Here is a 23,566-nt window from a genome sequence, read left to right as displayed (position 1 = left end):
CGTGCGGCCACCCGGTACCCACCGGGTGGTCGCACGGCGCCCCGCCGCGGGCCGGAAGTAGGCTCCAGCCTGTGAGCTCCTCACCACCGGGCCAGCAGCCGCCCAACCCGTGGGCCTCGACGGCGGCCCCGCCGCAACCGGCGCGGCCGTCACCCACCCCCGTCGACGTGCCCGCGCCGAAGAGACCACGGCTCGCCGGGATCGACATCGCGCGCGGCCTGGCGATCATCGGCATGTTCGCCGCCCACCTCGGCGACGACACCGAGTCCGGTGCGGACGACCCGGCCTGGCTGATGATCTTCGACGGTCGGTCCGCCGCCCTGTTCGCGTTCCTGGCGGGCGTCTCGCTGGCCCTCTCGACCGGCCGGCAGCACCCCCCGACGGGCGCCGCGCTGGTCCGCGCGCGCCTGAAGATCTTCTACCGAGCGCTCCTGCTCGTCCTGCTCGGCGTGGTCCTCATCGCCATGGGGACACCCGTCGTGGTGATCCTCCCGGCCTATGGGCTGATGTTCGTCCTCACGCTGCCGTTCCTCGGCGGCGACCGGGTCACGGTCCTCCTCGGCGCGGGCATCACCGCGATCATCTCGCCGATCGTCATCTTCGCCCTCACCACACCGCTCGACCACGGCGAGCGCAGCATCGTCGGGGCGTGGCTCGACGTCGAGGACCCGGTGCACTGGACGTACGAGATCGCCGCCACCGGCTACTACCCCGCCCTGATCTTCTGCGCGTACATCCTGGTGGGCCTCGCCGTCGGACGATCCACGCTGACCTCCACCTCCTTCCAGGCCTGCATGGTCGCCGTCGGGAGCGCCCTGGCCGCGCTCGCCTGGGGCAGCTCTCGTCTGCTCCTGGAGTACGACGTCGGACAGGCTTCGCCGCTGGTCGACCGCCTGATCCGCGGTGGTCCGCACGAGTACAGCCCGGTCGAGATCGTCGGCAGCTGTGGCACCTCCCTCGCGGTCACCGGCCTCCTCCTGCTGATCACCCGGCCGGGCGCCGTGGGCAGGGTGGTCGCCGCCGTGCTCTCCCCCCTCGGGGCCGCCGGCGCGATGAGCCTGACCGTCTACTCCCTGCACATAGTCGTCATCGCGCTGCTCGGCGACGACGTCGTCTGGTACCCCGAGTCGAACGCGGTGCTGATCGGGTTCGTCGTCGTCTCGCTCGCGGCCTCCTGGGCGTGGCGCCGATGGATCGGCACCGGGCCGCTGGAGCAGCTGCTCAAGGTGGTCGTCTCCGCGGCGGTGGGCGAGCGGCGCTGAGGCCGCGCCGGGGGTGAGAGGATCGAGGGATGCCGGACGAGACCCTCAACCTCGCCCTGGACGACCTCGAGGACGCCGGATCCGGCCGTGACCCCGACGCCGTGCACGCGGCGTACGAGGCCTGGGCGACCGGCCGGGGGCTGACGCTCTACCCGCACCAGGAGGAGGCGCTCCTGGAGCTGGTGACCGGCTCGCACGTCATCCTCTCCACCCCCACCGGCTCGGGGAAGTCGCTGGTCGCCGTCGGGGCGCTGTTCGCGGCGCTGGCCGCGGGCCGCACCGGCTGCTACACCGCGCCGCTGAAGGCGCTGGTGTCGGAGAAGTTCTTCGAGCTGGTCGACCTGTTCGGCTCGGCCAACGTCGGCATGGTCACCGGCGACACCGCCATCAACCCGGGCGCCCCGATCATCTGCTGCACGGCGGAGATCCTCGCCAACCAGGCCCTCCGCGACGGCGGCGGCAGCGACGACGACCCAGGCTTCGACGTGGTGGTCATGGACGAGTTCCACTTCTACGCCGACCCGCAGCGCGGCTGGGCCTGGCAGGTCCCGCTCCTCGAGCTGCCCCGCACCCAGTTCCTGCTCATGTCCGCCACGCTCGGGGACGTCACCTTCTTCCGCGAGGACCTGCACCGCCGGACCGGGAGGGAGGTCGCGGTCGTCGACGACGCAGAACGGCCTGTCCCTCTGACGTTCGCCTGGTCGTTGGAACCCCTGCAGGACGTGCTCCTGGAGCTGGTGGAGACCCACCGCTCCCCGGTCTACGTCGTCCACTTCTCGCAGAAGGACGCCGTCGAGCGCGCCCAGTCGCTGACGTCGGTACCCGTGGCGAGCCGCGAGCGCCGGGACCGGATCGCCGCCGCCATCGGCGACTTCCGGTTCGGGCCGGGGTTCGGCCAGACGCTGTCCCGCCTGCTGCGGCACGGCATCGGCGTCCACCACGCCGGCATGCTGCCGCGCTACCGGCGCCTGGTCGAGCGCCTCACCCAGGCGGGCCTGCTCGGGGTGATCTGCGGGACGGACACGCTCGGCGTCGGGATCAACGTCCCGATCCGGACCGTGGTGCTCACCGCTCTGGCCAAGTTCGACGGCGAGCGCGTCCGGCACCTCACCGCCCGCGAGTTCCACCAGATCGCCGGGCGCGCGGGCCGAGCGGGCTTCGACACCACGGGTGAGGTGGTGGTCCAGGCGCCCGAGCACGAGATCGAGAACGCCAAGGCCCTCGCCAAGGCCGGGGACGACGAGAAGAAGCGCCGCAAGGTGGTCCGCAAGAAGCCGCCCGCGGGCTCGGTCAGCTGGACCGAGAAGACCTTCGAGCGGCTCCGCGAGGCGACCCCGGAACCGCTGACGAGCCAGTTCCGGGTCACCCACACCATGGTGCTGTCCGTGCTCGCCCGCCCGGGCGACCCGGTGGCGGCGATGTACCGGCTGGTCACGGACAACCACGAGCCGCCGGCCTACTTCCGGCCTCCGGACGCACCCGGTGCCGACGGTCCACGATCCTCGGACCCGCCTGCCGCCTCGCGAGCCTCGGCCTCGCGGCGCGACCGCAACCCGCACCTGCGGCGTGCCATCGAGATCTACCGGTCGCTGCGGGCCGCCGGCGTCGTGGAGCACCACGACGGCGCCTGGCGCCGCACCCACCCCGGCGAGCCGTCCGTGCACCTCACGGTCGACCTGCCGCGGGACTTCGCCCTCAACGCGCCGCTCTCGCCGTTCGCGCTGGCCGCGATCGACCTGCTCGACCCGGACTCGCCCGACTTCGCCCTCGACGTGGTCTCGGTCGTCGAGGCGGTCCAGGAGGACCCCCGGCCGGTGCTGTTCGCCCAGGAGCGGGCGGCACGCGGTGAGGCGATCGGCGCCATGAAGGCCGAGGGCATCGAGTACGAGGAGCGGATGGCTCTGCTGGAGGAGGTCACCTGGCCCCGGCCGCTCGCCGAGCTCCTCGAGGCGGCGCTGGCGACCTACCGGCAGACCAACCCGTGGGTCGCGGACTACGAGCTACGGCCGAAGTCCGTGGTGCGGGAGATGGTCGAGCAGGCCATGACGTTCTCCGAGCTCGTCTCGCGCTACCAGCTGGCCCGCTCCGAGGGCGTGCTGCTGCGCTACCTCACCGACACCTACCGGGCCCTGCGGCAGCTCGTCCCGGCCGCCGCGCGCACCGAGGAGGTCGCGGCGATCGTCACCTGGCTGGGTGAGCTGGTCCGCTCGGTCGACTCCTCGCTGCTGGACGAGTGGGAGGCCCTGGCCGCGGGCGGTGACGCCACCGACGCCGCCGAGGCCCGCGCGACGGCGGAACGGGCCGACGGCGCGAGCGAACGACGCTTCGGCGAGGGCGCCGACGGCGAGCTCCCCCTGACCCGGAACCGGCACGCCTTCCGCGTCGCGGTCCGGAACGCGCTCTTCCACCGCGTCGAGCTGCTGGCCCGCGAGGCGTACGCGGAGCTCGCGGCGCTGGAGGACGGCTGGGACGCGGCGACGTGGGAGGCGCGCATCACGCCGTTCTGGGACGAGTACGAGTGGGTCGGGATCGGGCCGGAGGCCCGGGCCGCGACGCTCGTCGAGGTCGTCGAGTCGCCCACCGACGCCGACCTGCCGGCGCACGTCGGCCCAGAGGTGCTGGCACCACGCAGCTGGCTGGTACGCCAGACGTTCGACGATCCCGAGGGCGACCACGACTGGGGCCTGAGCGCCGTCGTCGACCTCGACGCCTCCGACGAGGCGGGCAAACCGGTGGTCCGCACGGTCGCGCTGGGGCCACGCTAGGGACATGGCGAGACGAACGGCCGACCGACGCACCCGCGGCACCCCGGCGCTCCTGGAGCTCAGCCGGGCGGGCGTCGAGCACGAGGTCCGGGCGTACGAGCACGACCCGCGCGCCCAGGAGTACGGGATGGAGGCCGCGGAGGCGCTCGGCGTCGACCCGGCGCGGGTGCTGAAGACCCTCGTCGCCGTGGTCGAGCCCGCGGGTCGCACGGGACTGACGGTCGCCGTCGTGCCCGTCACCGGGACGCTCGACCTCAAGGCGCTCGCCGCCGCCGTCGGCGGGAAGAAGGCCGAGATGGCCGACCCGCGCACGGCGGAGCGCGCGACCGGCTACGTGGTCGGCGGCATCTCCCCCCTCGGCCAGCGCACCCGCCTGGCCACCGTGGTCGACGCCTCGGCGCTGGACCATCCGACCGTGCTGGTCAGCGGCGGGCGCCGCGGCCTGGACGTCGAGCTGCGCCCCGCCGACCTGGTGTCGCTGACCGAGGCGACCGTGGCCGCGGTGGGCCGGCCGTGAGCCACGCGAGCGTGCCGCCCCGGGTTCCCGAGCCCGACGTCGCGACGCACCTCACGCCCTTCTCCCCCGCCGATCTCACCGACGGCGGCACCTTCCCGGGCGCCGACCTCACCGGGGCGGATCTCACCGACGCCGTGCTCGACGAGGTCCAGATCGAGTCCTCGGCGCTGGACCGGGTCCGCGCGTCGGGCGGCAGCTGGGAGCACACCGCCCTCGTGGACTGCCGGTTGACCGGCGCCGACCTGGCGAACCTGCGGGCACCGGGGCTCTCGGTGGTCCGCTGCTCGCTGCGGGAGGTCCGGCTCACCGGTGGCCAGCTGCCGCGGGCCCGCCTGCGGGCCGTGCTGCTCGAGGGCGCCGCGGCACGGCTGAGCAGCTGGCAGGAGGCGACCTGGCAGCACGTCGTGCTGCGCGGGTGCGACCTGCGCGAGGCCGACCTCACGCGGGCCGCCTGGCAGGACGTGCTGCTCGAGGAGTGCGACCTGACCGGGGCTCAGCTCTCCGGGCTGCGATGCGAGCGGGTCCGGCTGGCCGGGTGCCGGCTCGGCGGCATCGGCGGCGTGGAGTCGCTGCGCGGCGCCAGCCTCGCCGAGGCGGACGCGTTCGAGGCGCTGCCCGCCATGGCCCGGGCGCTCGGCATCCGGGTCGAGTCCTCGCGGCATGCCTCGTAGCCGAACGTCCGGCTACGAGGCGGCACCGCCACGGTGCCGCTTGCCGAACGTGCGGATCACCTCGACCTCCTCGAGGACCGCCTCACCGACGGTGACGAGCCCGTCGAGCCGTGGCAGGAACGCCCGGACGGCGGCCGGGGTGTCGACGATGACGACGCTGACCGGCCGGTCCTCGTCCAGTCCGAGGACCGGCGACGGGTGGACGCGGTCGAGCGCGCCGTACCCGTCGACGCCCCGGAACACGGCGGCGCCCACCAGCCCCGCCTCCTGCGCGCGCCGGACGATCTCGGCGTAGACCGGCCGGTGCTTCCACTGGTCGGACTCCCCCACCAGCACGGTCAGCCGCAGCGCCTGCGCCGGCTCGGTCACGCCGCTGCTCAGCCCTTGGCGGCCTTCGCCGCAGCCTTGGCGGCCCGCTTGGTCTCCCGGACCTTGGTGAGCGACCCGGCGTCGACGATGTCCGCGACCGACCGGTAGGCGCCCTCCTCGCCGTAGGCCCCGGCCGCCTCGCGCCACCCCGGCGCCGCCAGCCCGCGCTGCTTGCCGAGCAGGGCGAGGAAGATCTGTGCCTTCTGGGCGCCGAAGCCCGGCAGCGCCTTGAGCCGGCGCAGCACCTCCGGTCCGTCCGGCTCCCCCCGGGTCCAGATCGCAGCGGCGTCCCCGTCGTAGTCGGCGACGATCGCGGCGCACAGCGACTGGATCCGTCCGGCCATCGACCCCGGATAGCGGTGGACGGCGGGCGGTGTGCGGCACACCTCGGTCAGCTCGTCCGGGTCCATGGTGGCCAGGCGGTGCACGTCGAGCCCACCGAGCCGGTCGGCGAGCTTCCTCGGCCCGGAGAATGCCGTCTCCATGGCCACCTGCTGGTCGAGCAGCATGCCGATGAGCAGGGCGAGCGGGTCGTGGGTCAGCAGCGCGTCGGCGTCGTCGTCGCCCGTGATGTGCAGGTCCTCGGTCATGCCCCGAGTCTGCCACTCGATCACCTCCAGGCGGTCGAGCAGGAACAGGAAGGCGACGGCGTACGGGTTGTCCCGGACGTGGCCGTGCACCACGCCCCAATCCACCTGCTCGCGCAGCGCCCGTGCCACCGGCAGCAGGTCGGCGAAGTTGCAGCGCTGCTCGGTCAGCACCCGCAGCTTCTCGGTGAGCACGTCCGTGGCTCGCAGCACCGGCATCGGGACGCCGAAGACGTCGAAGGAGTCCGTCCGCTCCAGCAGCTCCTCGCTCACCGGGTGGTCGCCGAGCCGGAAGATGATGTCGACCAGTGCGGTCCCGTTCCACGCCTTGAACAGCCAGTTCTCGACCGGGTCCTCCACGCGCAGCGCGGTCTCGGACAGCACCTGCCGGGCCGTCTCCGCGTCCTGCTCGCGCACCACGAAGTCGGCGTCGTGGTCGGACTGCGGGGCGCCGTGCACCCAGGCCGCGAACCCGCCGGCGAGCGCGAACGGGATCCCGGCGTCTCCCAACGCCGCCCCGACGACCCGCATCGCCTCGTGCAGGGCGGCCCGGTCCGAGTCGTCCATCCCCGCAGCGTGCACGACGACGCGCGGAGCCGCACCACGAAGGGCAGAATCGGCCGGGATGCGCCTCGCGACGTTCAACATCCTGCACGGCCGGTCGCTGGACGACGACCGTGTGGACCTCGAGCGGTTCGCGGACGCCGTCCGGCGGCTCGACGCCGACGTCCTGGCCCTGCAGGAGGTTGACCGGGACCAACCGCGCTCCCACGGCGCCGACCTCACCGCGGTGGCCGCCGAGGCGATGGGCGCCGTCGAGCACCGGTTCGTCGCGACCATGAGCGGGTTGCCGGAGGTGTGGACGGCCGCGACCGGCGAGGAGCAGCCGGAGCAGGCCGCCTACGGCATCGCGCTGCTCAGCCGGTTCCCGGTCTCGTCCTGGAAGGTGCTGTCCCTGCCCAGCCCACGCCGCCGCGTGCCGGTGACCTTCCCGGACCGCCTGCGGCCGGTGCTCGTCCAGGACGAGGCCCGCACCGCGCTGGCCGCGTGCGTGGACTCCCCCGAGGGGCCGGTGAGCGTGGCCGCAACGCACCTGACGTTCGTCCCTGACTGGAACGTGGCCCAGCTCCGTCACATCGTGCGCTCGACCCGGGACATGCCCCGGCCGTTCGTGCTGCTGGGCGACCTCAACCTGGCCGGCGGCGAGCCGTCCCGGCACAGCGGCCTGCGGCCGCTCGTCACGGCCACGACCTTCCCGACGGACGACCCCACCGAACAGCTCGACCACATCCTGGTGGAGGGCGAGGTCCGCATCACCGAGCCGGGACGCTCGCTCCACCTCGACATGTCGGACCACCGCGCGCTGACCGTGGGTGTCTCGCTCGGCCGGGTCGGGCCGGCCGACGCCGGTAGGGTCGGTGCCCGTGGACGTCGAGCGCCTCGCCCAGCGGTACGCGGCGGCGCGTGAACGGGTGGCCGCGGCGGCGCGCGAGGCCGGCCGCGAGCCCGCCGACGTGCGCCTCCTGCTGGCGGTGAAGACCCAGCCGCCCGAGGTTGTTCGCGCGGTCCTCGAGGCGGGTGCCGACCTGTTGGGTCACAACCGGGCGCAGGAGCTCGCCGTGACCGGCCCCAGGCTCGCCGAGCCGGGGGTCCCGGCGCACGAGATGCACTTCATCGGGCACCTGCAGTCCAACAAGGTCAACCAGGTGTTGCGGTGGGCGACGTGCGTGCAGACCGTGGACTCGGTGCGCCTCGCCGAGCGGCTGGACGCGGCGGTGGCACGCCGCGCCGACGACGGCGGCCCTGCGAGCCTCGACGTCATGATGCAGGTGAACACCTCGGGCGAGCACACCAAGTCGGGCGTCGGTCCGTCCGACGCGGTCGAGCTGGCCGGCGCCGTCGGGGCGCTGCCCCGTCTGCGACTGCGTGGGCTGATGACGATCGGGGCGAACAGCACCGACCCCTCCGTGGTCCGGGCGTCTTACGACGCGCTCGCCGACCTGCGTGACCGGGTCGTGGGCTCGGGCGCCCCGGGTACGGCGGACGCGCGCGAGCTCAGCATGGGGATGAGCGCGGACCTGGAGATCGCCGTCGCCGCCGGCGCGACCATGGTGCGTCTCGGCACGGCCGTCTTCGGTCCTCGTCCCGCGCCCTGACCACTCGCCCAGGGCGCGAGTCGTCACTTCTGTACCGACTCGTCAATCTTGTGCGCCTCGATGAGATGCCGGGTCGAGTGCGCGACGAACGGCCCCTCCGCCCGGATGCGGGCGTCCAGCTCACGGAGCCTGTCCCGATAGCGCCCGACCGAGAAGTCCGGCACCCACCAGACGCACTTCCGCAGGAGCCACACGGCGGCCCCGACGTCGCGGATCTCCATGCGCAGCCGCGCCGTGCGCAGGTCCACCACCTGGAGCCCGGCGGCCGCGGCCTGGGTGGCCTCCCGGTCCGGGTCACGTCCCGAGCGGTCCGGCAGCGGCCCGAGGAAGAGCTCGATGAGCTCGAACGCCGACCCGGGCCCGACGTGCTGGGCGAGGTAGGTCCCGCCCGGCGCGAGGACCCGCGCGATCTCGGGCCAGCAGGGGCGTACGGGATGGCGGCTCGTGACCAGCTCGAATATGCCGTCGGGGAACGGGAAGGCTGCGCCGTCGGCGGTCTCGACCACCTCGACGCCACGCGGTTCGAGTCGCGCGCGGGCCCTCGCCGCGTTCGGTGGCCAGCTCTCCGTGGCGACCATCCGGCGAGGAAGCACCGGCGCCTCGTCGAGCACCTCGCCGCCGCCGGTGTCGACGTCGAGCGCTGAGCGGACCCCCGCGAGGCGGGTCGCGAGCAGCCGCGCATAGCCCCACGGAGGACGCTCCTCGGTCGCGCGCCCGTCGAGCCAGGCGAAGCCCCACCCGGCGACGTCGGCGTCGGCGGCCTCCGCCACCAGGTCCTCGAACGCTCGCACGAGCCCATCCTCGCGCACGCCATCGCCAGGGTCCGGGTCCGGCCGACCGAGCGGGAGCGGCCGATACCCTGCCCGAGACGCCTGACGTCGGAGCTCTGGGGGGAAGGACCGTGGCCGGACCGATCACAGGTGCCGTCGTCGGTGCACTGATCTGCGCGCTGGCCTTGTGGCGCGGGTGGCCGCCGGTCATCTGGTGGATCGGTTCCGCCGTGATCCTGCTGACGCTGATGCTGGCGGTGGCACGCTCCGGCACGGAGCGCCGTGGCCGGTGGACGGCCATCGCTGTGGCGGCCGGCGTCGCGGTCGCGGCCGTTCCGCTCGTCGAGCCGCTGCTGCGCCCAAGGGCCGCCGTGGCGTGGTCTGCCCGGGGCACCGAGGAGCCGCTCGCGGCAACCGAGACGCACCTCCTCACCCTCGATGCCGACCGCGTCCTGCGCGCGCGGGACATCGGCAACGGCACCGTCGCCTGGGAGCACGACGTCGCCGAGCTCCCGAACGACGTCGAGGAGGTCCCCGTGACCGTGGCGGGTGACGTCGTGATCGTCGGCGCGCACGAGCTTGCCGACCCTGCCGCCGAGGCGGTCGCCCTCGAGATCGCCACGGGCGACCAGCTGTGGAGCAGCAGCGACTCGGAGATGACCCCGATCGCGCACGACGGCGACACCCTCGTTGTCACCGCACGCGCGGCAGGCGGCGGCGACGCCTACCACGGCATCGACCTCGCGACCGGTGACGAGCGCTGGAGCAGCAGCGGCGACGCGGGGGCGTGGCGGAACGTCCCGCCCAGGACGAATGGCGGCCTGCCGCGCACCCCGTGGCTCGTCGACCGCGTTCCGGCCGGCACGGGCGGCGACGAGCCGCCTCCGCTCCGGGTGACGTCGGTCGAGACCGGCGAGGTGGTCGCGACTGTCGCGGAGCCGCGCTCGTCGGTCCCGCAGGTGGTGGGGGATCGCCTCCTCGCGCACGAACCGCTGGTGGCCGACGGGCACGACCTCCGCGAGGGCGACGTGGTCCGGTCCCGGGTCGCCGCCTACGACCTCCCCGAGGGCACGCCCGCGTGGGACGCGACGATCGACCTCGCATTCCAGGAGTGGGATCTCTCGGTCGGCCGGGGCACCCCGATGCCCGTGCTCGACGGGCGTCATCTGCTCGCCGTGGGAGACGGCGCCGACCTGACCGTCCTCGACGTGAGCGACGGGAGCACCGGCCGGGTGGTCCCACCGCAGGGCGCGACGTTCCTCCCCGCCCCCACGGCGACCCTGTTCGGCGGTCTGCGGCAGCCGTGGGCACACGACGGCGCTGCCGTCGTCGACGTCGAGCACCCTGGTCTCCCGCGCGCCGAGGCCGTCCTCGACCTCGACGAAGCTCGGATGTCGGAGCCGTTCTCGCCGCAGGGCTCACCGCTGGCGACCGTGCGGACAGGCGGGATCTCCTCGCCGGCCTGGCAGCAAGAACGCACCGGACTCTTCGACCGCGAGTACACCGGACTGTCCACCCTCGACGTCACCGACGTCGACACCCTCGGGCAGCTCGCCGGCTCCACGCCGGAGCTGGTCGATCTCGGCAACCTGCCGGGCGGTTCCGCGGCCGAGGTGCGCGGGACCTTCGCGGGGCGCGTGGTCGTGGTCGTCACCGAGCACGTTCCGGACGGCGAGGACCAGTCCGCCCGTCCGGTGGAGCTCGCCGTGCTCGAGTGACCGGGCGGCCGGTTCCCGACGAGCCCACGCGACCCCGACGTCGTCGACCTACGGCACGCGGTTGGTCCACTCCTCGGTGAGGAACCGGGTCTCCATGAGCTCCCGCGCACGGTCCAGCTCGGCCGCGGTGTAGTCCGACTCGCGGGTCCGGTAGCGCCGCCGGAAGTGGTCGAGGAACGCGGTGATGATGTCCTCCCGGGCCATGCCGGTCTGGGAGCGCATCGGGTCCACGCGCTTGTTCGCGCTGGTGGTGCCCTTGTCGGAGAGCTTCTCCTTGCCCGTCCGCAGCACCTCGAGCATCTTGGTCGCGTCGATGTCGTACGCCATCGTCACGTGGTGCAGCACCACGCCCGAGGCGAAGCGCTTCTGCGCGGCACCGCCGATCTTGCCCTGGTCCGAGGCGATGTCGTTCAGCGGCACGTACCGCGCCCGCACACCGACCTCCTCCAGGGCACCCAGCACCCAGTCGTCGAGGAACGCGTAGGACTGCTCGAAGGTCAGGCCCTCCACGAGCGAGGCGGGCACCACGAGCGAGTACGTGATGCAGTTGCCCGGTTCCATGAACATCGCACCGCCGCCGGAGAGGCGCCGCACAACCATCATCCCGTGCCGCGCCAGCCCCTCGGGGTCCACCTCGTTGCGGACCGACTGGAACGAGCCGATCACCACCAGCGGCGCGTCCCACTCCCAGATCCGCATGGTCGGGCCGCGCCGTCCGGCAGCGACCTCCTCGGGGATGACCTGGTCCAGCGCCACGTTGAGCGCCGGGTGCACGGGGGCGCCGTGGATGACGTCGAAGGTGTGGTCGGCCCAGCTCGTGGCCCGTCCGAGAGCCCGGCGGACGGCGATGCCGACCGCCTCGGGCGTGAAGCCGACCATCGTGGCACCGTCGAGCGCGCCGCCGATCGCCTGGGCGAGGTGCGCCGCGGACGCCGACTCCGGCATGCCGACGAGCGCGGCGTCGATGTCCTCCAGCGCGGTGTCCGGCTCGAGGAAGAAGTCGCCCGAGATTCTCACCCGGGCGAGCCGGCCGCCGTCGACCTCGACGTCCGCGACGACGAGCTTGCCGCCCGGGACCTTGTACTCACCGTGCACGTCGGCCAGCCTACGACGGCGCCGGACCGGCCCGTGGGCCGCCTGTCGTCAGCGGGGCTCGACGCCGCGGTGCAGCAGGCCCCAGGAGACGGAGTCCGTGAGCGCCTCCCAGCTGGCCTCGATGATGTTGGTCCCGATGCCGACGGTCGACCACGTGTCGACCCCGTCGGAGGTGGCGATCAGCACGCGGATCGTCGCGTCCGTGCCCTGCTGGGAGTCGAGGATGCGGACCTTGTAGTCGACGAGCTCGAAGGCCTCGATCTCCGGGTAGGTGCTCAGCAGGGCGCCGCGCAGGGCGTGGTCGAGGGCGTTGACCGGGCCGTTCCCTTCCCCGGTGGAGACCATGCGACCCTGGCCGGTCCGCAGCTTGACGGTGGCCTCGGAGTCGATCGTGACCCCGTCCGCACGGTGCTCGACGAACGTCCGCCATGACTCCACGTCGAAGTAGCGCGGCGCGACACCGCCGTCGAGCTCGGCCCGCAGCAGGAGCTCGAAGGACGCGTCCGCGGCGTCGAACGTGTACCCGGCCGCCTCGGCGGCCTTGACGCGTTCGGTGACCCGGCCCAGCAGGTCGGACTGTCCGGACAGGTCGAACCCGAGCTCGCGGCCCTTGAGCTCGATGGACGCCCGGCCGGCCATCTCCGAGACGAGCATGCGCATGTCGTTGCCCACGGTGACCGGGTCGATGTGCTGGTAGAGGTCGGGGTCGACCCGGATGGCGGAGGCGTGCAGCCCGGCCTTGTGCGCGAAGGCGGACGCGCCGACGTACGGCTGGCGTGGGTGGGGCGGGATGTTGGTGATCTCGGCGACCGCGTGCGCGATCCGGCTCGCCTCCGCCAGCCCCGGCAGCGTGGTGCGCTCCAGCTTCAGCTCGAGGTTGGCCGCGCAGGTGACGAGGTCGGCATTGCCGGTCCGCTCGCCGTACCCGTTGACGCAGCCCTGCACGTGGCCGGCGCCGGCGGCCACCGCCGCAAGGGTGTTGGCGACGGCGCAGCCGGAGTCGTTGTGGGCGTGCATCCCCAGCCTCCCGCTCGTCCGCGCGCGGACCGCGGTGACCACCCGGGTGACGACGTCGGGGAGCATGCCGCCGTTGGTGTCGCACAGGACCACGGTGGCGGCGCCGGCGTCGAACGCCGCCTCGACGCACGCCACCGCGTATGCGGCGTCGTAGCCGTAGCCGTCGAAGAAGTGCTCGCAGTCCACGAGTACCTCCCGACCGAGCCCGACGAGGTGCCGGACGGTCGCCGCGATCATCCGGAGGTTCTCCTGGCCGTCGGTCCGCAGCGCCCGCTCGACGTGCCGGATGTCGGACTTCGCCACGAGGGTCACCACGGGCGCCTCGGAGTCGACGAGGGCCTGCACCTGCGGGTCCTCGTGCGGCTGGGTACCCGGCTTGCACGTTGCGCCGAAGGCCGCCAGCTTGGCGTGGCGGAGATCCAGCTCCTTGGCGGCACGCGCGAAGAACTCGGTGTCCTTCGGGACGGCCCCGGGCCAGCCGCCCTCGATGTAGTCCACGCCGAGCTCGTCCAGCAGCCCGGCGATCGACACCTTGTCCGCGACGGAGAGGTTCATGCCCTCCTGCTGCGCGCCGTCGCGCAACGTCGTGTCGTAGATCTGGACGACGGACGTCTCGGCGCCCGGGGCGTGCGCCACGCCGGTGGTCTCGGTGGTGCTCATGGGTGCTCCTCGTTCAGCTCGTGACGCCGCCCGGCTCGCCCGGCGGTGGTGGGCCGGTACCGGTACCGGCAGGGCGTTCCTGCCGGTGAGCCGCCGGGTGCGGGTGGTCCCGGCAACAAAAAGACCCCCCGGGGTGCGGGAGGTCTGCGCATCGGACGGGTGTGCCCGATGCGCTATCCGATAATGAGCCGGAACTGCGTCACGTCGGCGAGTATGGCACGGCGTCCATCTTCCGAACAAGGGGTCCCAGATTCCGGGATGCACCCGGCTGGGCGGCACCGGGCCGAAATCCGTTGCCGTCTCCGCGCCCCGGCGGCCATGCTCGGGCCGTGACATCCAGCCAGCTGTGGGGCGAGGAGCTCGCCCGAACGTACGACGACAACCCCACCATGTTCGCGCCCGAGGTGCTCGGCCCCACGGTGGACTTCCTCGCCGACCTCGCCGGCGACGGCGCGGCTCTCGAGTTCGCCGTCGGCACCGGCCGGGTGGGCATCCCGCTGGCGCGGCGCGGCGTGCCGGTCACCGGCATCGAGCTGTCCGAGCCCATGGCCGCCAGGCTCCGGGAGAAGATCACCGCGGACGAGCTGCCGGTCACGATCGGCGACATGGCCACCACGCGGGTCCCCGGCGAGTTCACCCTCGTCTACCTGGTCTTCAACACCATCTCCAACCTGCTCACCCAGGACGAGCAGGTCGAGTGCTTCCGCAACGCTGCCCGGCACCTGGCACCGGGCGGCCGGTTCGTCATCGAGCTGGGGGTACCGCCGCTGCGCCGGCTGCCACCCGGTCAGCTCGCCGCGCCGTTCGACGTCTCCGACCAGCACCTCGGCATCGACACCTACGACCTGGTGACGCAGCGGTGCACCTCGCACCACTACACCCGGCGCGGGGAGACGTTCCGGTACTGGCCCTCCGAGCACCGTTACCTGTGGCCGTCCGAGTGCGATCTGATGGCACGCATCGCCGGCCTGGAGCTGGAGCATCGGTACGCCGACTGGGACCGCTCGGAGTTCACCGCGGAGTCCACCAGCCACGTGTCCGTCTGGCGCAAGCCCGCCTGAGGCTGACGCCGGTCACGCCAGGCGGTACATCCAATCATGCGGGTCGGGCCGCCGGCCGTACTGGATGTCCGTCAGCTCCCCGTAGAGCGACGTCGTGACCTCGCCCGGCGTGCCGTCGTCGACGATCGCGTCCCAGTCCGCCCCGGCGAGCCGACCGATCGGCGTGATGACGGCGGCGGTGCCGCAGGCGAACATCTCCTTGACCGTGCCCGCCCGGATCTGCGCCCGCAGGTCCTCGAGCTGGATGACCTCCTCGCGGACGTCCCGGCCGGCGTCCCGGAGGAGCTCGATGATGGCGCCGCGGGTGCCCCCTTCGAGGATCGTCCCGGTCAGCGACGGCGTGCGGAGGCCGCCGTCGTCGTCGACCACGAACACGTTCATGCCGCCCAGCTCCTCGAGCGCCGTGTTCGTCGTGGCGTCGAGGAAGCAGACCTGGGCGAAGCCCTTCTCGGCTGCCTCCTGCTGCGGAAGCAGGGACGCCGCGTAGTTCCCACCGGTCTTCGCCGCCCCCATGCCGCCGGCCCCCGCCCGGTGAAAGCTCTCCGAGACCCAGATCGAGACCGGCTCGAACCCGTGCGGGAAGTACGGCCCGACGGGCGAGGCGATGACGAGGTACTCGATCTCGTGTGCCGGCCGGACGCCGAGGAACGCCTCGGTCGCGATCATGAAGGGCCGCAGGTAGAGGCTGGAGCCCGGGCGGGAGGGCACCCAGCGGCTGTCCGCCGCGAGCAGCGCGGCGAGCGAGGCGACGAAGTCCTGCTCCGGCAGCTCGGGCAGCGCGAGGCGGCGGGCGGAGGCGTTCAGCCGTGCGGCGTTGAACCCGGGGCGGAAGGTCCACACGGAGCCGTCGGCGTGCCGGTAGGCCTTCAGTCCTTCGAAGACCTCCTGCGCGTAGTGCAGGACGGCGGCCGCCGGTGACAGGGTGAGCGGCGCGAAGGCCTCGGTGCGGTGTCCGTGCCAGCCCTCGGCCGGCGTCCACGTCGCGCGGACCATGTGGTCGGTGAAGGAGGTTCCGAAGGCGAGCGTGTCCATGCAGCGGCGGAACGTCTCGTCGTCGGCCGGTTCGGGGTTGGCGGTGAGCGGGAAGCGACCGAGCAGCTCGCCGGCCGGCGGCAGCTCGCTCGCCGTCGGTCCGCTGAGTAGCTCGAGGTCCGATGAGGTGCTCATGGGCGGCGTCCTTCTGACGTGGTTTCTCCTGGAGGGACGGTATCGCCGTCCGGCACCGTGCGGGCACCGACGGCAGGCGGGCGTCGATGCCCGCACCGGTGACGCTGCGGCCTGGCGAACGGCCGCGGAGCGTCCGTCAGCCGGATACTCGCGCGGCGAGGGCGTCGCCGACCTCCGTCGTGCTGCGGGGGCCACCACCCCGCTCCGCGATGTCCGCCGCGACGGCGGAGGAGACCCGCTCGGCCTCCTCGGCCAGGCCGAGGTGCTCCAGCAGCAGCGCCACGGACAGCACGGTGGCCGTCGGGTCCGCCTTCCCGGTCCCGGCGATGTCCGGCGCGGAGCCGTGCACGGGCTCGAACATCGACGGGGCGGTCCGGTCGGGGTTGACGTTCCCGGACGCGGCCAGGCCGATCCCCCCGGTGACGGCCGCGGCGAGGTCGGTGATGATGTCGCCGAAGAGGTTGTCCGTGACGACGACGTCGAACCGTCCGGGATCGGTGACCAGGTAGATCGTCGCGGCGTCGACGTGGGTGTAGTCGACGCTCACCTCCGGATACTCGGCTCCCACCGCCTCGACCGTGCGGCGCCAGAGGTGCCCGGCGTGCACGAGGACGTTGTGCTTGTGGACGAGCGTCAGCTTCCTGCGTGGGCGGGCCTGCGCGCGTGCGAAGGCGTCCCGGACGACGCGCTCGACGCCGTAGGCCGTGTTCACGGACACCTCGTTGGCCACCTCGTGCGGGGTGCCGACGCGGATCGCGCCACCGTTGCCGACGTACGGCCCCTCGGTGCCCTCCCGCACGACGACGAAGTCGACCTCGCCCGGTTCGGCGAGCGGGCTCGCGACACCGGGGAAGAGGCGCGAGGGGCGCAGGTTGACGTAATGGTCGAGCTCGAAGCGCAGCTTGAGCAGGAGACCTCGTTCGAGCACGCCGGAGGGGACCCCGGGGTCACCGATGGCCCCCAGCAGGATCGCGTCGTGCTCACGGATCGTCGCCAGGTCCGCGTCGGTCAGCGTCTCCCCCGTCGCGTGCCAGCGACTCGCCCCGAGGTCGAGCTCGGTCCGGTTCACGGTGACCCCGGAGCCGGCCAGGACGGTGTCCAGCACCTTGAGGCCCTCGGCCACCACCTCGGGGCCGATCCCGTCACCGGGGATCACGGCCAGGTCGATCGTCCGCGTCATGCAGTCACCCTAGGCAGGATTGTCAGTATCTGGGACCGCCGTCTCACTGAACGGCTACTCCGTGCGGGACGAGAGCACACAGAACTCGTTCCCCTCCGGGTCGGCGAGCACCGTCCAGCTGGCCTCCGCGGGCTGGCCCACGTCCACGACCGTCGCGCCGAGGTCGACCAGCCGGGCGATCTCCGCTTCCCGGTCGTCGCCGACGTGCGGGGCGAAGTCCCAGTGCAGCCGGTTCTTGCCGGACTTCTCGTGCTCGACGGGCACGAACACCATCCCGGGCGGGACCCGGTGGAAGTCCAGTCGGGCCGTCAGCTCAGCGGCCCACGGAGGGACGACGATCGCTTCCAGGTCGGTGTCGATGAGCAGGTCCCACTCCAGCGCCGCCGCCCACCAGCGCGCGAGCGCGTGATGGTCGGTCGACTCCACGACCGTCGAGTACCAGCGCAACGCCATCGTCGTCCCTCACTCCGGCAGGGGCTCGTCCCTCGCCCCTACCTCCGTGTCGATGGTCGGTAGGGCTGACGCTCCGGTTCCGGCAGGAGCTCGTTCCTCGCTCCTACCTCCACCTCGCATCATCCCTACCTCCGTCATCGCGCGACGCTTCCCTCGGTGCTCATCGTCTCGGGAAGCGCGCGCTCCGACTCCGGCAGAGGCTCGTCCCTCGCCCCTACCTCGCCGACAGTCGCGAAGCACGCCGCTCCGGCTCCGGCAGCGCTCGTTCCTCGCACTACCTCCACCTGCACGGCGCACTTCGCTCCAGTCATCGCGCGACGCTTCCCTCGGTGTAGTCGGCGTCGCGGGTTTCGGTCCAGGCGAACAGCTTCCGCAGCTCGCGGCCGGTCGTCTCGATCGGGTGCTGCTCACCGCGCGTGCGCAGCTCCTTGAACTCCACGCCCCCGGCGTCCTGGTCGGTGATGAACCGGTCGGCGAACGCGCCGGACTGGATGTCCGCCAGCACGGCCTGCATGCGCTCCTTCACCTCGGGCGTGATCACCCGCGGCCCCGACACGTAGTCGCCGTACTCGGCGGTGTCCGAGATGGACCAGCGCATCTTGGAGATGCCGCCCTCCCACATGAGGTCGACGATGAGCTTCATCTCGTGCAGCACCTCGAAGTAGGCCACCTCGGGCTGGTAGCCCGCCTCGGTGAGCGTCTCGAAGCCCGCCTGGATGAGGTGGGTGACGCCACCGCACAGCACGGTCTGCTCACCGAAGAGGTCGGTCTCGGTCTCCTCGGTGAACGTGGTCTTGATGCCGGCCGCCCGCAACCCGCCGATCGCCTTGGCATAGGACAGCGCGAGGTCCCACGCCTGCCCCGAGGCGTCCTGCTCGACCGCGACGATCACCGGCACGCCACGTCCGGCCTCGAACTCGCGGCGGACGGTGTGGCCCGGCCCCTTCGGCGCCACCATGCAGATGTCGTGGCCGGCCGACGGCGCGATGTAGTCGTACCGGATGTTGAAGCCGTGCGCGAAGAAGAGTGCGGCGTCGGCCTTGAGGTTCGGCTCGATCTGCTCCGCGTACACGGTCCGCTGGACCTGGTCGGGAGCGAGGATCATGACGACGTCCGCCGTGCGGACCGCGTCGCCCACGGTCGCGACCGCCAGGCCCTGCTCCTCGGCCTTCGACCAGGACGCGGACCCCTCACGCAGTCCGACGACGACCTCCACACCCGAGTCGCGCAGGTTCAGGGCGTGGGCGTGCCCCTGGCTGCCGTAGCCGATGATGGCGACCTTCTTGGACTGGATGAGGGACAGGTCGGCGTCGTCGTCGTAGAACAGCTCGGCCACGGTGGTTCTCCTTCGGTGTGGGTGGTGCCGCGCTGGGCGCGGCGGGTGTTTGGGCTCAGGCGGGACGGACGGCCCGTTCGGCCGCCCGGTCGGTGATGGAGCGCGCGCCGCGGGCGATGGCGACGACGCCGGACTGGACGATCTCACGGATGCCGTGGGGCTCGAGCGCCGCGAGCAGGGCGCGGATCTTGCCGTCCGAGCCGGTGGCCTCGATGGTCACGGCGTCTGGTGCGACGTCGACGACGTGCGCCCGGAACAGCTCGACGACCTGCAGCACGGCGGTGCGGGAGGCGTCGTCGGCGCGGACCTTGACGAGCAGCAGCTCCCGCTGGACCGACTGCTCGGGCTCCAGCTCGACGATCTTGAGCACGTTGACCAGCTTGTGGAGCTGCTTGGTCACCTGCTCCAGCGGCAGCTCGGCGGCGTCGACGACCACGGTGATGCGGGAGATCTCGGGGTGCTCCGTGGGGCCGACTGCGAGCGAGTGGATGTTGAAGGCCCGGCGGGCGAAGAGGCCCGAGACGCGCGTGAGCACGCCCGGCTTGTTCTCCACCAGCACGGAGAGGGTGTGCCTGGTGCTCATGCGCAACTCCTGGAGGTCGGTGCGGTCACGGGAGTCTCACTCGTCCCGGTCCCACTCGGGCGTGATGCCGCGGGCGTACTGGATGTCGTCGTTGCTGACCCCGGCGGCGACCATCGGCCACACCATCGCGTCCCGGCTGACGACGAAGTCCACCACGACGGGCTGGTCGTCGATCTCGAGGGCCCGCTTGATCGTGGCATCGACGTCGGCGGTCGACTCGCACCGCAGCCCGACGCACCCGTAGGCCTCGGCGAGCTTCACGAAGTCCGGGATCTGCCGGGTCTCGTGGCCGGTGTGCAGGTCGGTGTGGGCGTACCGCCCCTCGTAGAAGAGGGTCTGCCACTGCCGGACCATGCCGAGGGAGGAGTTGTTGATGAGCGCGACCTTGATCGGGATCCCCTCGAGCGCGCACGTGGCCAGCTCCTGGTTGGTCATCTGGAAGCACCCGTCGCCGTCGATCGCCCAGACGGTGGCGTCCGGCCGGCCGACCTTGGCCCCCATGGCGGCAGGGACGGCGTAGCCCATCGTGCCCAGGCCTCCCGAGTTGAGCCACGTCCGCGGGTGCTCGTACCGGATGAACTGCGCCGCCCACATCTGGTGCTGACCGACCCCGGCGACGTAGACGCTCTCCGGACCGGAGATCTCCCCGACGCGGGAGATGACGTGCTGCGGAGCCATGAGCCCGTCCTCGGTCGGCGTCCACCCGAGCGGATAGGTGGCACGCAGGTCGTCCAGCTGACGCCACCAGCCCTCGACGTCGGGACGCCCGTGCTGGGCGTGTGCCGCATGGAGAGCGGCGGTGAGGTCGATCGCCACCTCGCGCAGGTCACCGACGATCGGGACGTCCGCCGTACGGTTCTTCGAGATCTCCGCGGGGTCGATGTCCGCATGGACGATCGTGGCCTTGGGGGCGAAGCTGTCCAGCTGTCCCGTGACGCGATCGTCGAAGCGGGCACCGAGCGCGACGACCAGGTCCGCCATCTGCAGCGCCGCCACCGCGGGCACCGAGCCGTGCATGCCCGGCATGCCGAGGTGCTGCGGGTGGGAGTCGGGGATCACGCCGCGCGCCATGAGTGTGGTCACGACGGCGGCGCCCGAGGCGTTGACCAGCTCGAGCAGCTCCGCCGCCGCCTGGGCACGGATGGCCCCGCCTCCGATGTACAGGACGGGCCGCCGGGCGGTGGCGAGCAGCCGGGCCGCCTCGCGCACCTGCCGCGCGTGCGGCTTCGTCACGGGCCGATACCCCGGGAGGTCCATCGCCGGCGGCCAGCGGAACTCCGCGGCCGCCTGCTGGGCGGACTTGGCGATGTCGACGAGGACGGGCCCCGGACGACCCGTCGAGGCGATGTGGAACGCCTCCGCGATGCGTGCGGGGATCTCCTCGGCGTCGGTCACGAGGAAGGAGTGCTTCGTGATGGGCATCGTCGCGCCGACGATGTCCGCCTCCTGGAAGGCGTCGGTCCCGATCGCCGCGGCACCGACCTGGCCGGTGATCGCGACGACGGGCACGGAGTCCATGTGGGCGTCCGCGAGCGGGGTGACGAGGTTCGTCGCGCCCGGGCCCGAGGTCGCCATGCAGACGCCGACCCTGCCCGTGGCGGACGCGTACCCGCTGGCGGCGTGGCCGGCGCCCTGCTCGTGCCGGACGAGGATGTGCCGCAGCCGGCTCGAGTCGTACAGCGGGTCGTACGTCGGCAGGATCGCCCCGCCCGGCATCCCGAAGATCGTGTCGACACCCTGCTCCTCGAGGGCGCGGATGATGTTGCGCGCACCGGTCGACGGCTCGGTGATGGTCGTCGCGGACCGAGGTGCTACCGACGGAGCCACCCGGTCAGGGGCCGCTGTCGGTGCGGGACGTGGCGGGGCCGGGTGCGGGGCCTTGGCCATCGGTGCCTCCTGGTGGTGGCGGGTTCATCGGTCGGGTGATCGTCCGGGCATGAAAAAACCCCTCGTCCCGGCCCTGCGGGATCTCGAGGGGTGCGCGCAGCCGCGATGCTCAGCGAGCGGCTGCGCGCGAGCTAAGTACGAGCGTGATCTGCTGCATACCGTTCACCCTAGACCCCCGAGCATGACCGCGTCACCCCTCACCCGGATCATCTCACATCGTGGTTCTTCGATCCGCGCTGCGGACGGTCGGACGGCGTACCAGGACGGTCACTCCGAGCATCGCCTGCCGACCGTCCATCACGGCGCTACTCGAGGATGGCCCCACGCGACGCCGACTGGACCAGCTTGGCGTACTTGCCGAGGACGCCGCGGGTGAAGGTCGGGGGCAGCGGTGCCCAACCCTGCCGACGCCGTTCGAGCTCGGACGGCTCGACGAGGAGGTCGAGCGTGCCGGAGGAGACGTCCAGGCGGATCCGGTCGCCGTCCTGCACGAACGCGATCGGGCCGCCGTCCACCGCCTCCGGCGCGATGTGGCCCACGCAGAGCCCGGTGGTCCCCCCGGAGAAGCGACCGTCGGTCATGAGGAGGACATCCTTGCCGAGCCCCGCTCCCTTGATCGCGCCCGTGATGGCCAGCATCTCGCGCATGCCCGGCCCACCCTTGGGACCTTCGTAACGGATCACGACGACGTCTCCGTGGGTGATCGACCCGTCCTCCAGGGCGTCCAGGGCCGCGCGCTCCCGGTCGAACACGCGCGCGGTCCCCTCGAACACGTGGCTCTCGAACCCGGCCGACTTCACCACGGCACCCTCCGGCGCGAGCGAACCACGCAGGATCGTCAGACCGCCGGTCGGCGCCACCGGATCGGCCGAGGTGCGCAGCACCTCACCGTCCGGTTCGTGCGGCGCCAGCGCCTCCAGGTTCTCGGCGACGGTCTTGCCCGTCACCGTGAGACAGTCACCGTGCAGGATGCCGGCGTCGAGCAGCTGCTTCATGACCACCTGGATGCCACCGACGCGGTCCACGTCCGTCATGACGTAACGGCCATAGGGCTTGAGGTCGGCGATGTGCGGGACCCGCGCGCCGATCCGGGCGAAGTCCTCGAGCCCGAGATCGACGTCGGCCTCGTGGGCGATGGCCAGGAGGTGCAGCACCGCGTTCGTGGAGCCGCCGAAGGCCTGCACGACGGCGATGGCGTTCTCGAAGGCCTCCTTGGTCATGATGTCCCGCGAGGTGATGCCCTGGCGCAGCATCTCCACCACGGCCTCGCCGGCTCGCCGCGCGGCGGCGTCCCGCCGACGGTCCGCCGACGGCGGCGAGGCCGACCCCGGGATCGACATACCGATCGCCTCGGCGACCGTCGCCATGGTGTTCGCCGTGTAGTAACCGCCGCAGGCGCCCTCACCGGGGCAGATCGCTCGTTCGATCACGTCGACGTCCTCGCGGCTCATCAGGCCGCGGCTGCAGGCGCCGACCGCTTCGAAGGCATCGATGATGGTCACGGCCTTCTCGGTGCCGTCCGAGAGCTTCGCCCACCCCGGCATGATCGAGCCTGCGTACACGAACACGCTCGCCAGGTCGAGCCGTGCCGCCGCCATGAGCATGCCCGGCAGCGACTTGTCGCAGCCGGCCAGGAGCACCGAGCCGTCCAGCCGCTCCGCCATCATCACCGTCTCGACCGAGTCCGCGATGATGTCGCGGGACACCAGCGAGAAGTGCATCCCTTCATGCCCCATCGAGATGCCGTCCGAGACCGAGATCGTCCCGAACTGGAGCGGATAGCCCCCACCGGCGTGGACACCGTCCTTGGCGGCCTGCGCGAGGCGGTCCAGCGAGAGGTTGCAGGGAGTGATCTCGTTCCACGAGCTCGCGATCCCGATCTGCGGCTTCGCGAAGTCCTCGTCACCCATCCCGACCGCGCGCAGCATCCCGCGGGCGGCCGTCGCCTCCAGACCGTCGGTGACCGTGCGGCTCCGGGGCTTCATGTCCGGTGTGCTCGTGGCGTCCATGCTCATACGGCTGAGCATAGGCCCGCGACCGACCTGGGATCGCCGGCGATCGCACTGCGAAACGCCCCCGCCGCCGAGGTCGCCCTCGCGCTCGGCCCGCCTCGCCGAGGAGCTCGAAACGGCACCCGGGCAGCACAAACAGAAATGGCCCCTGCCGTCCGGCAAGGGCCATTTCTGAATGGGTGTTCGGCGGTGTCCTGCTCTCCCACACGCTCGCGCGTGCAGTACCATCGGCGCTGAGGGGCTTAGCTTCCGGGTTCGGAATGGAGGCCGGGCGTTTCCCCGCTCGCTATGACCGCCGTA

The 23,566-nt window shown here is 72.3% G+C and carries 20 protein-coding genes and 1 rRNA gene; 8 read left to right on the top strand and 13 right to left on the bottom strand.

Going from position 1 to position 23,566, the window contains the following annotated elements; translation table 11 throughout:
* The first annotated feature begins 71 nt into the window (after positions 1–71).
* From ACFQQL_RS10015 to ACFQQL_RS10000, 4 genes are read left to right on the top strand one after another with little or no spacing between them, the layout of a single operon-like run.
* Positions 72–1,262, top strand: coding sequence for a heparan-alpha-glucosaminide N-acetyltransferase domain-containing protein (locus tag ACFQQL_RS10015; RefSeq protein ID WP_382393884.1), 1,191 nt, complete (start codon positions 72–74; stop codon positions 1,260–1,262).
* Positions 1,263–1,291: 29 nt separating this feature from the next.
* On the top strand, positions 1,292–4,027 hold the full coding sequence (locus ACFQQL_RS10010; protein WP_382393882.1) for a DEAD/DEAH box helicase: 2,736 nt from the start codon (positions 1,292–1,294) through the stop codon (positions 4,025–4,027).
* A gap of 4 nt (positions 4,028–4,031) precedes the next feature.
* Positions 4,032–4,544, top strand: a complete 513-nt coding sequence (gene ybaK, locus ACFQQL_RS10005; RefSeq protein ID WP_382393880.1) for a Cys-tRNA(Pro) deacylase — start codon at positions 4,032–4,034, stop codon at positions 4,542–4,544.
* Positions 4,541–5,215: a pentapeptide repeat-containing protein gene (locus tag ACFQQL_RS10000; protein WP_382393878.1), complete on the top strand. Its 675-nt coding sequence runs from the start codon at positions 4,541–4,543 to the stop codon at positions 5,213–5,215. The genes ybaK and ACFQQL_RS10000 overlap by 4 nt, the downstream gene beginning before the upstream one ends.
* A gap of 12 nt (positions 5,216–5,227) precedes the next feature.
* On the opposite strand, the gene ACFQQL_RS09995 is transcribed toward ACFQQL_RS10000, so the two are convergent.
* Both ACFQQL_RS09995 and ACFQQL_RS09990 read right to left on the bottom strand, forming a co-directional pair.
* Positions 5,228–5,584, bottom strand: a complete 357-nt coding sequence (locus ACFQQL_RS09995; protein WP_382393876.1) for a DUF190 domain-containing protein — start codon at positions 5,582–5,584, stop codon at positions 5,228–5,230.
* Positions 5,585–5,592: 8 nt separating this feature from the next.
* Positions 5,593–6,174, bottom strand: coding sequence for an HhH-GPD-type base excision DNA repair protein (locus ACFQQL_RS09990; RefSeq protein ID WP_382395348.1), 582 nt, complete (start codon positions 6,172–6,174; stop codon positions 5,593–5,595).
* 622 nt (positions 6,175–6,796) lie between these two features.
* On the opposite strand from ACFQQL_RS09990, the gene ACFQQL_RS09985 reads away from it, so the two are divergent.
* Both ACFQQL_RS09985 and ACFQQL_RS09980 read left to right on the top strand, forming a co-directional pair.
* A complete protein-coding gene (locus tag ACFQQL_RS09985) occupies positions 6,797–7,639 on the top strand; it encodes an endonuclease/exonuclease/phosphatase family protein (protein ID WP_382393874.1) in 843 nt (280 codons plus the stop codon).
* A complete protein-coding gene (locus ACFQQL_RS09980) occupies positions 7,596–8,327 on the top strand; it encodes a YggS family pyridoxal phosphate-dependent enzyme (RefSeq protein WP_382393872.1) in 732 nt (243 codons plus the stop codon). The genes ACFQQL_RS09985 and ACFQQL_RS09980 overlap by 44 nt, the downstream gene beginning before the upstream one ends.
* A 23-nt stretch (positions 8,328–8,350) precedes the next feature.
* Here the strand turns inward: ACFQQL_RS09980 and ACFQQL_RS09975 are convergent, their stop codons facing one another.
* Complete coding sequence (locus ACFQQL_RS09975) at positions 8,351–9,118, bottom strand: class I SAM-dependent methyltransferase (RefSeq protein ID WP_382393870.1); 768 nt, start codon at positions 9,116–9,118, stop codon at positions 8,351–8,353.
* 110 nt (positions 9,119–9,228) lie between these two features.
* Here ACFQQL_RS09975 and ACFQQL_RS09970 point away from each other — a divergent pair, with 110 nt between their 5' ends.
* A complete protein-coding gene (locus ACFQQL_RS09970) occupies positions 9,229–10,815 on the top strand; it encodes an outer membrane protein assembly factor BamB family protein (RefSeq protein WP_382393868.1) in 1,587 nt (528 codons plus the stop codon).
* Positions 10,816–10,863: 48 nt separating this feature from the next.
* Here ACFQQL_RS09970 and ACFQQL_RS09965 read toward each other — a convergent pair whose 3' ends face one another.
* Both ACFQQL_RS09965 and cimA read right to left on the bottom strand, forming a co-directional pair.
* A complete protein-coding gene (locus tag ACFQQL_RS09965; protein ID WP_382393866.1) occupies positions 10,864–11,910 on the bottom strand; it encodes a lipoate--protein ligase family protein in 1,047 nt (348 codons plus the stop codon).
* 48 nt (positions 11,911–11,958) lie between these two features.
* Positions 11,959–13,587: a citramalate synthase gene (gene cimA, locus ACFQQL_RS09960; RefSeq protein WP_382393864.1), complete on the bottom strand. Its 1,629-nt coding sequence runs from the start codon at positions 13,585–13,587 to the stop codon at positions 11,959–11,961.
* Between the two features lie 329 nt (positions 13,588–13,916).
* On the opposite strand from cimA, the gene ACFQQL_RS09955 reads away from it, so the two are divergent.
* Positions 13,917–14,648 (top strand): class I SAM-dependent DNA methyltransferase, encoded by a 732-nt coding sequence (locus ACFQQL_RS09955; protein ID WP_382393862.1) that lies wholly within the window; start codon positions 13,917–13,919, stop codon positions 14,646–14,648.
* 12 nt (positions 14,649–14,660) lie between these two features.
* Here ACFQQL_RS09955 and ACFQQL_RS09950 read toward each other — a convergent pair whose 3' ends face one another.
* From ACFQQL_RS09950 to rrf, 8 genes are all read right to left on the bottom strand, one after another.
* On the bottom strand, positions 14,661–15,815 hold the full coding sequence (locus ACFQQL_RS09950; protein WP_382393860.1) for a branched-chain amino acid aminotransferase: 1,155 nt from the start codon (positions 15,813–15,815) through the stop codon (positions 14,661–14,663).
* A 136-nt stretch (positions 15,816–15,951) separates the two neighbouring features.
* Positions 15,952–16,995 (bottom strand): 3-isopropylmalate dehydrogenase, encoded by a 1,044-nt coding sequence (locus tag ACFQQL_RS09945; protein WP_382393858.1) that lies wholly within the window; start codon positions 16,993–16,995, stop codon positions 15,952–15,954.
* Positions 16,996–17,049: 54 nt separating this feature from the next.
* Positions 17,050–17,448 (bottom strand): VOC family protein, encoded by a 399-nt coding sequence (locus tag ACFQQL_RS09940; RefSeq protein ID WP_382393856.1) that lies wholly within the window; start codon positions 17,446–17,448, stop codon positions 17,050–17,052.
* 307 nt (positions 17,449–17,755) lie between these two features.
* Positions 17,756–18,784 (bottom strand): ketol-acid reductoisomerase, encoded by a 1,029-nt coding sequence (gene ilvC / locus ACFQQL_RS09935; RefSeq protein WP_465254039.1) that lies wholly within the window; start codon positions 18,782–18,784, stop codon positions 17,756–17,758.
* 55 nt (positions 18,785–18,839) lie between these two features.
* Positions 18,840–19,367: an acetolactate synthase small subunit gene (gene ilvN, locus ACFQQL_RS09930; RefSeq protein ID WP_382393852.1), complete on the bottom strand. Its 528-nt coding sequence runs from the start codon at positions 19,365–19,367 to the stop codon at positions 18,840–18,842.
* Between the two features lie 36 nt (positions 19,368–19,403).
* On the bottom strand, positions 19,404–21,254 hold the full coding sequence (locus tag ACFQQL_RS09925) for an acetolactate synthase large subunit (RefSeq protein ID WP_382393850.1): 1,851 nt from the start codon (positions 21,252–21,254) through the stop codon (positions 19,404–19,406).
* A 305-nt stretch (positions 21,255–21,559) separates the two neighbouring features.
* Positions 21,560–23,269 carry a dihydroxy-acid dehydratase gene (gene ilvD / locus ACFQQL_RS09920; RefSeq protein WP_382393848.1) on the bottom strand — a complete coding sequence of 570 codons (1,710 nt, stop codon included), beginning with the start codon at positions 23,267–23,269 and terminating at the stop codon, positions 21,560–21,562.
* Between the two features lie 178 nt (positions 23,270–23,447).
* Positions 23,448–23,566, bottom strand: a 5S ribosomal RNA gene (rrf, locus tag ACFQQL_RS09915).

Origin of the sequence: Georgenia alba (assembly GCF_042665525.1) — a bacterium.
In the GTDB taxonomy this organism is placed as follows: Bacteria; Actinomycetota; Actinomycetes; order Actinomycetales; family Actinomycetaceae; genus Allobogoriella; species Allobogoriella alba.
Note: the sequence above shows the minus strand (reverse complement) of the source record. Positions and strands in the feature narration are given on the sequence as shown.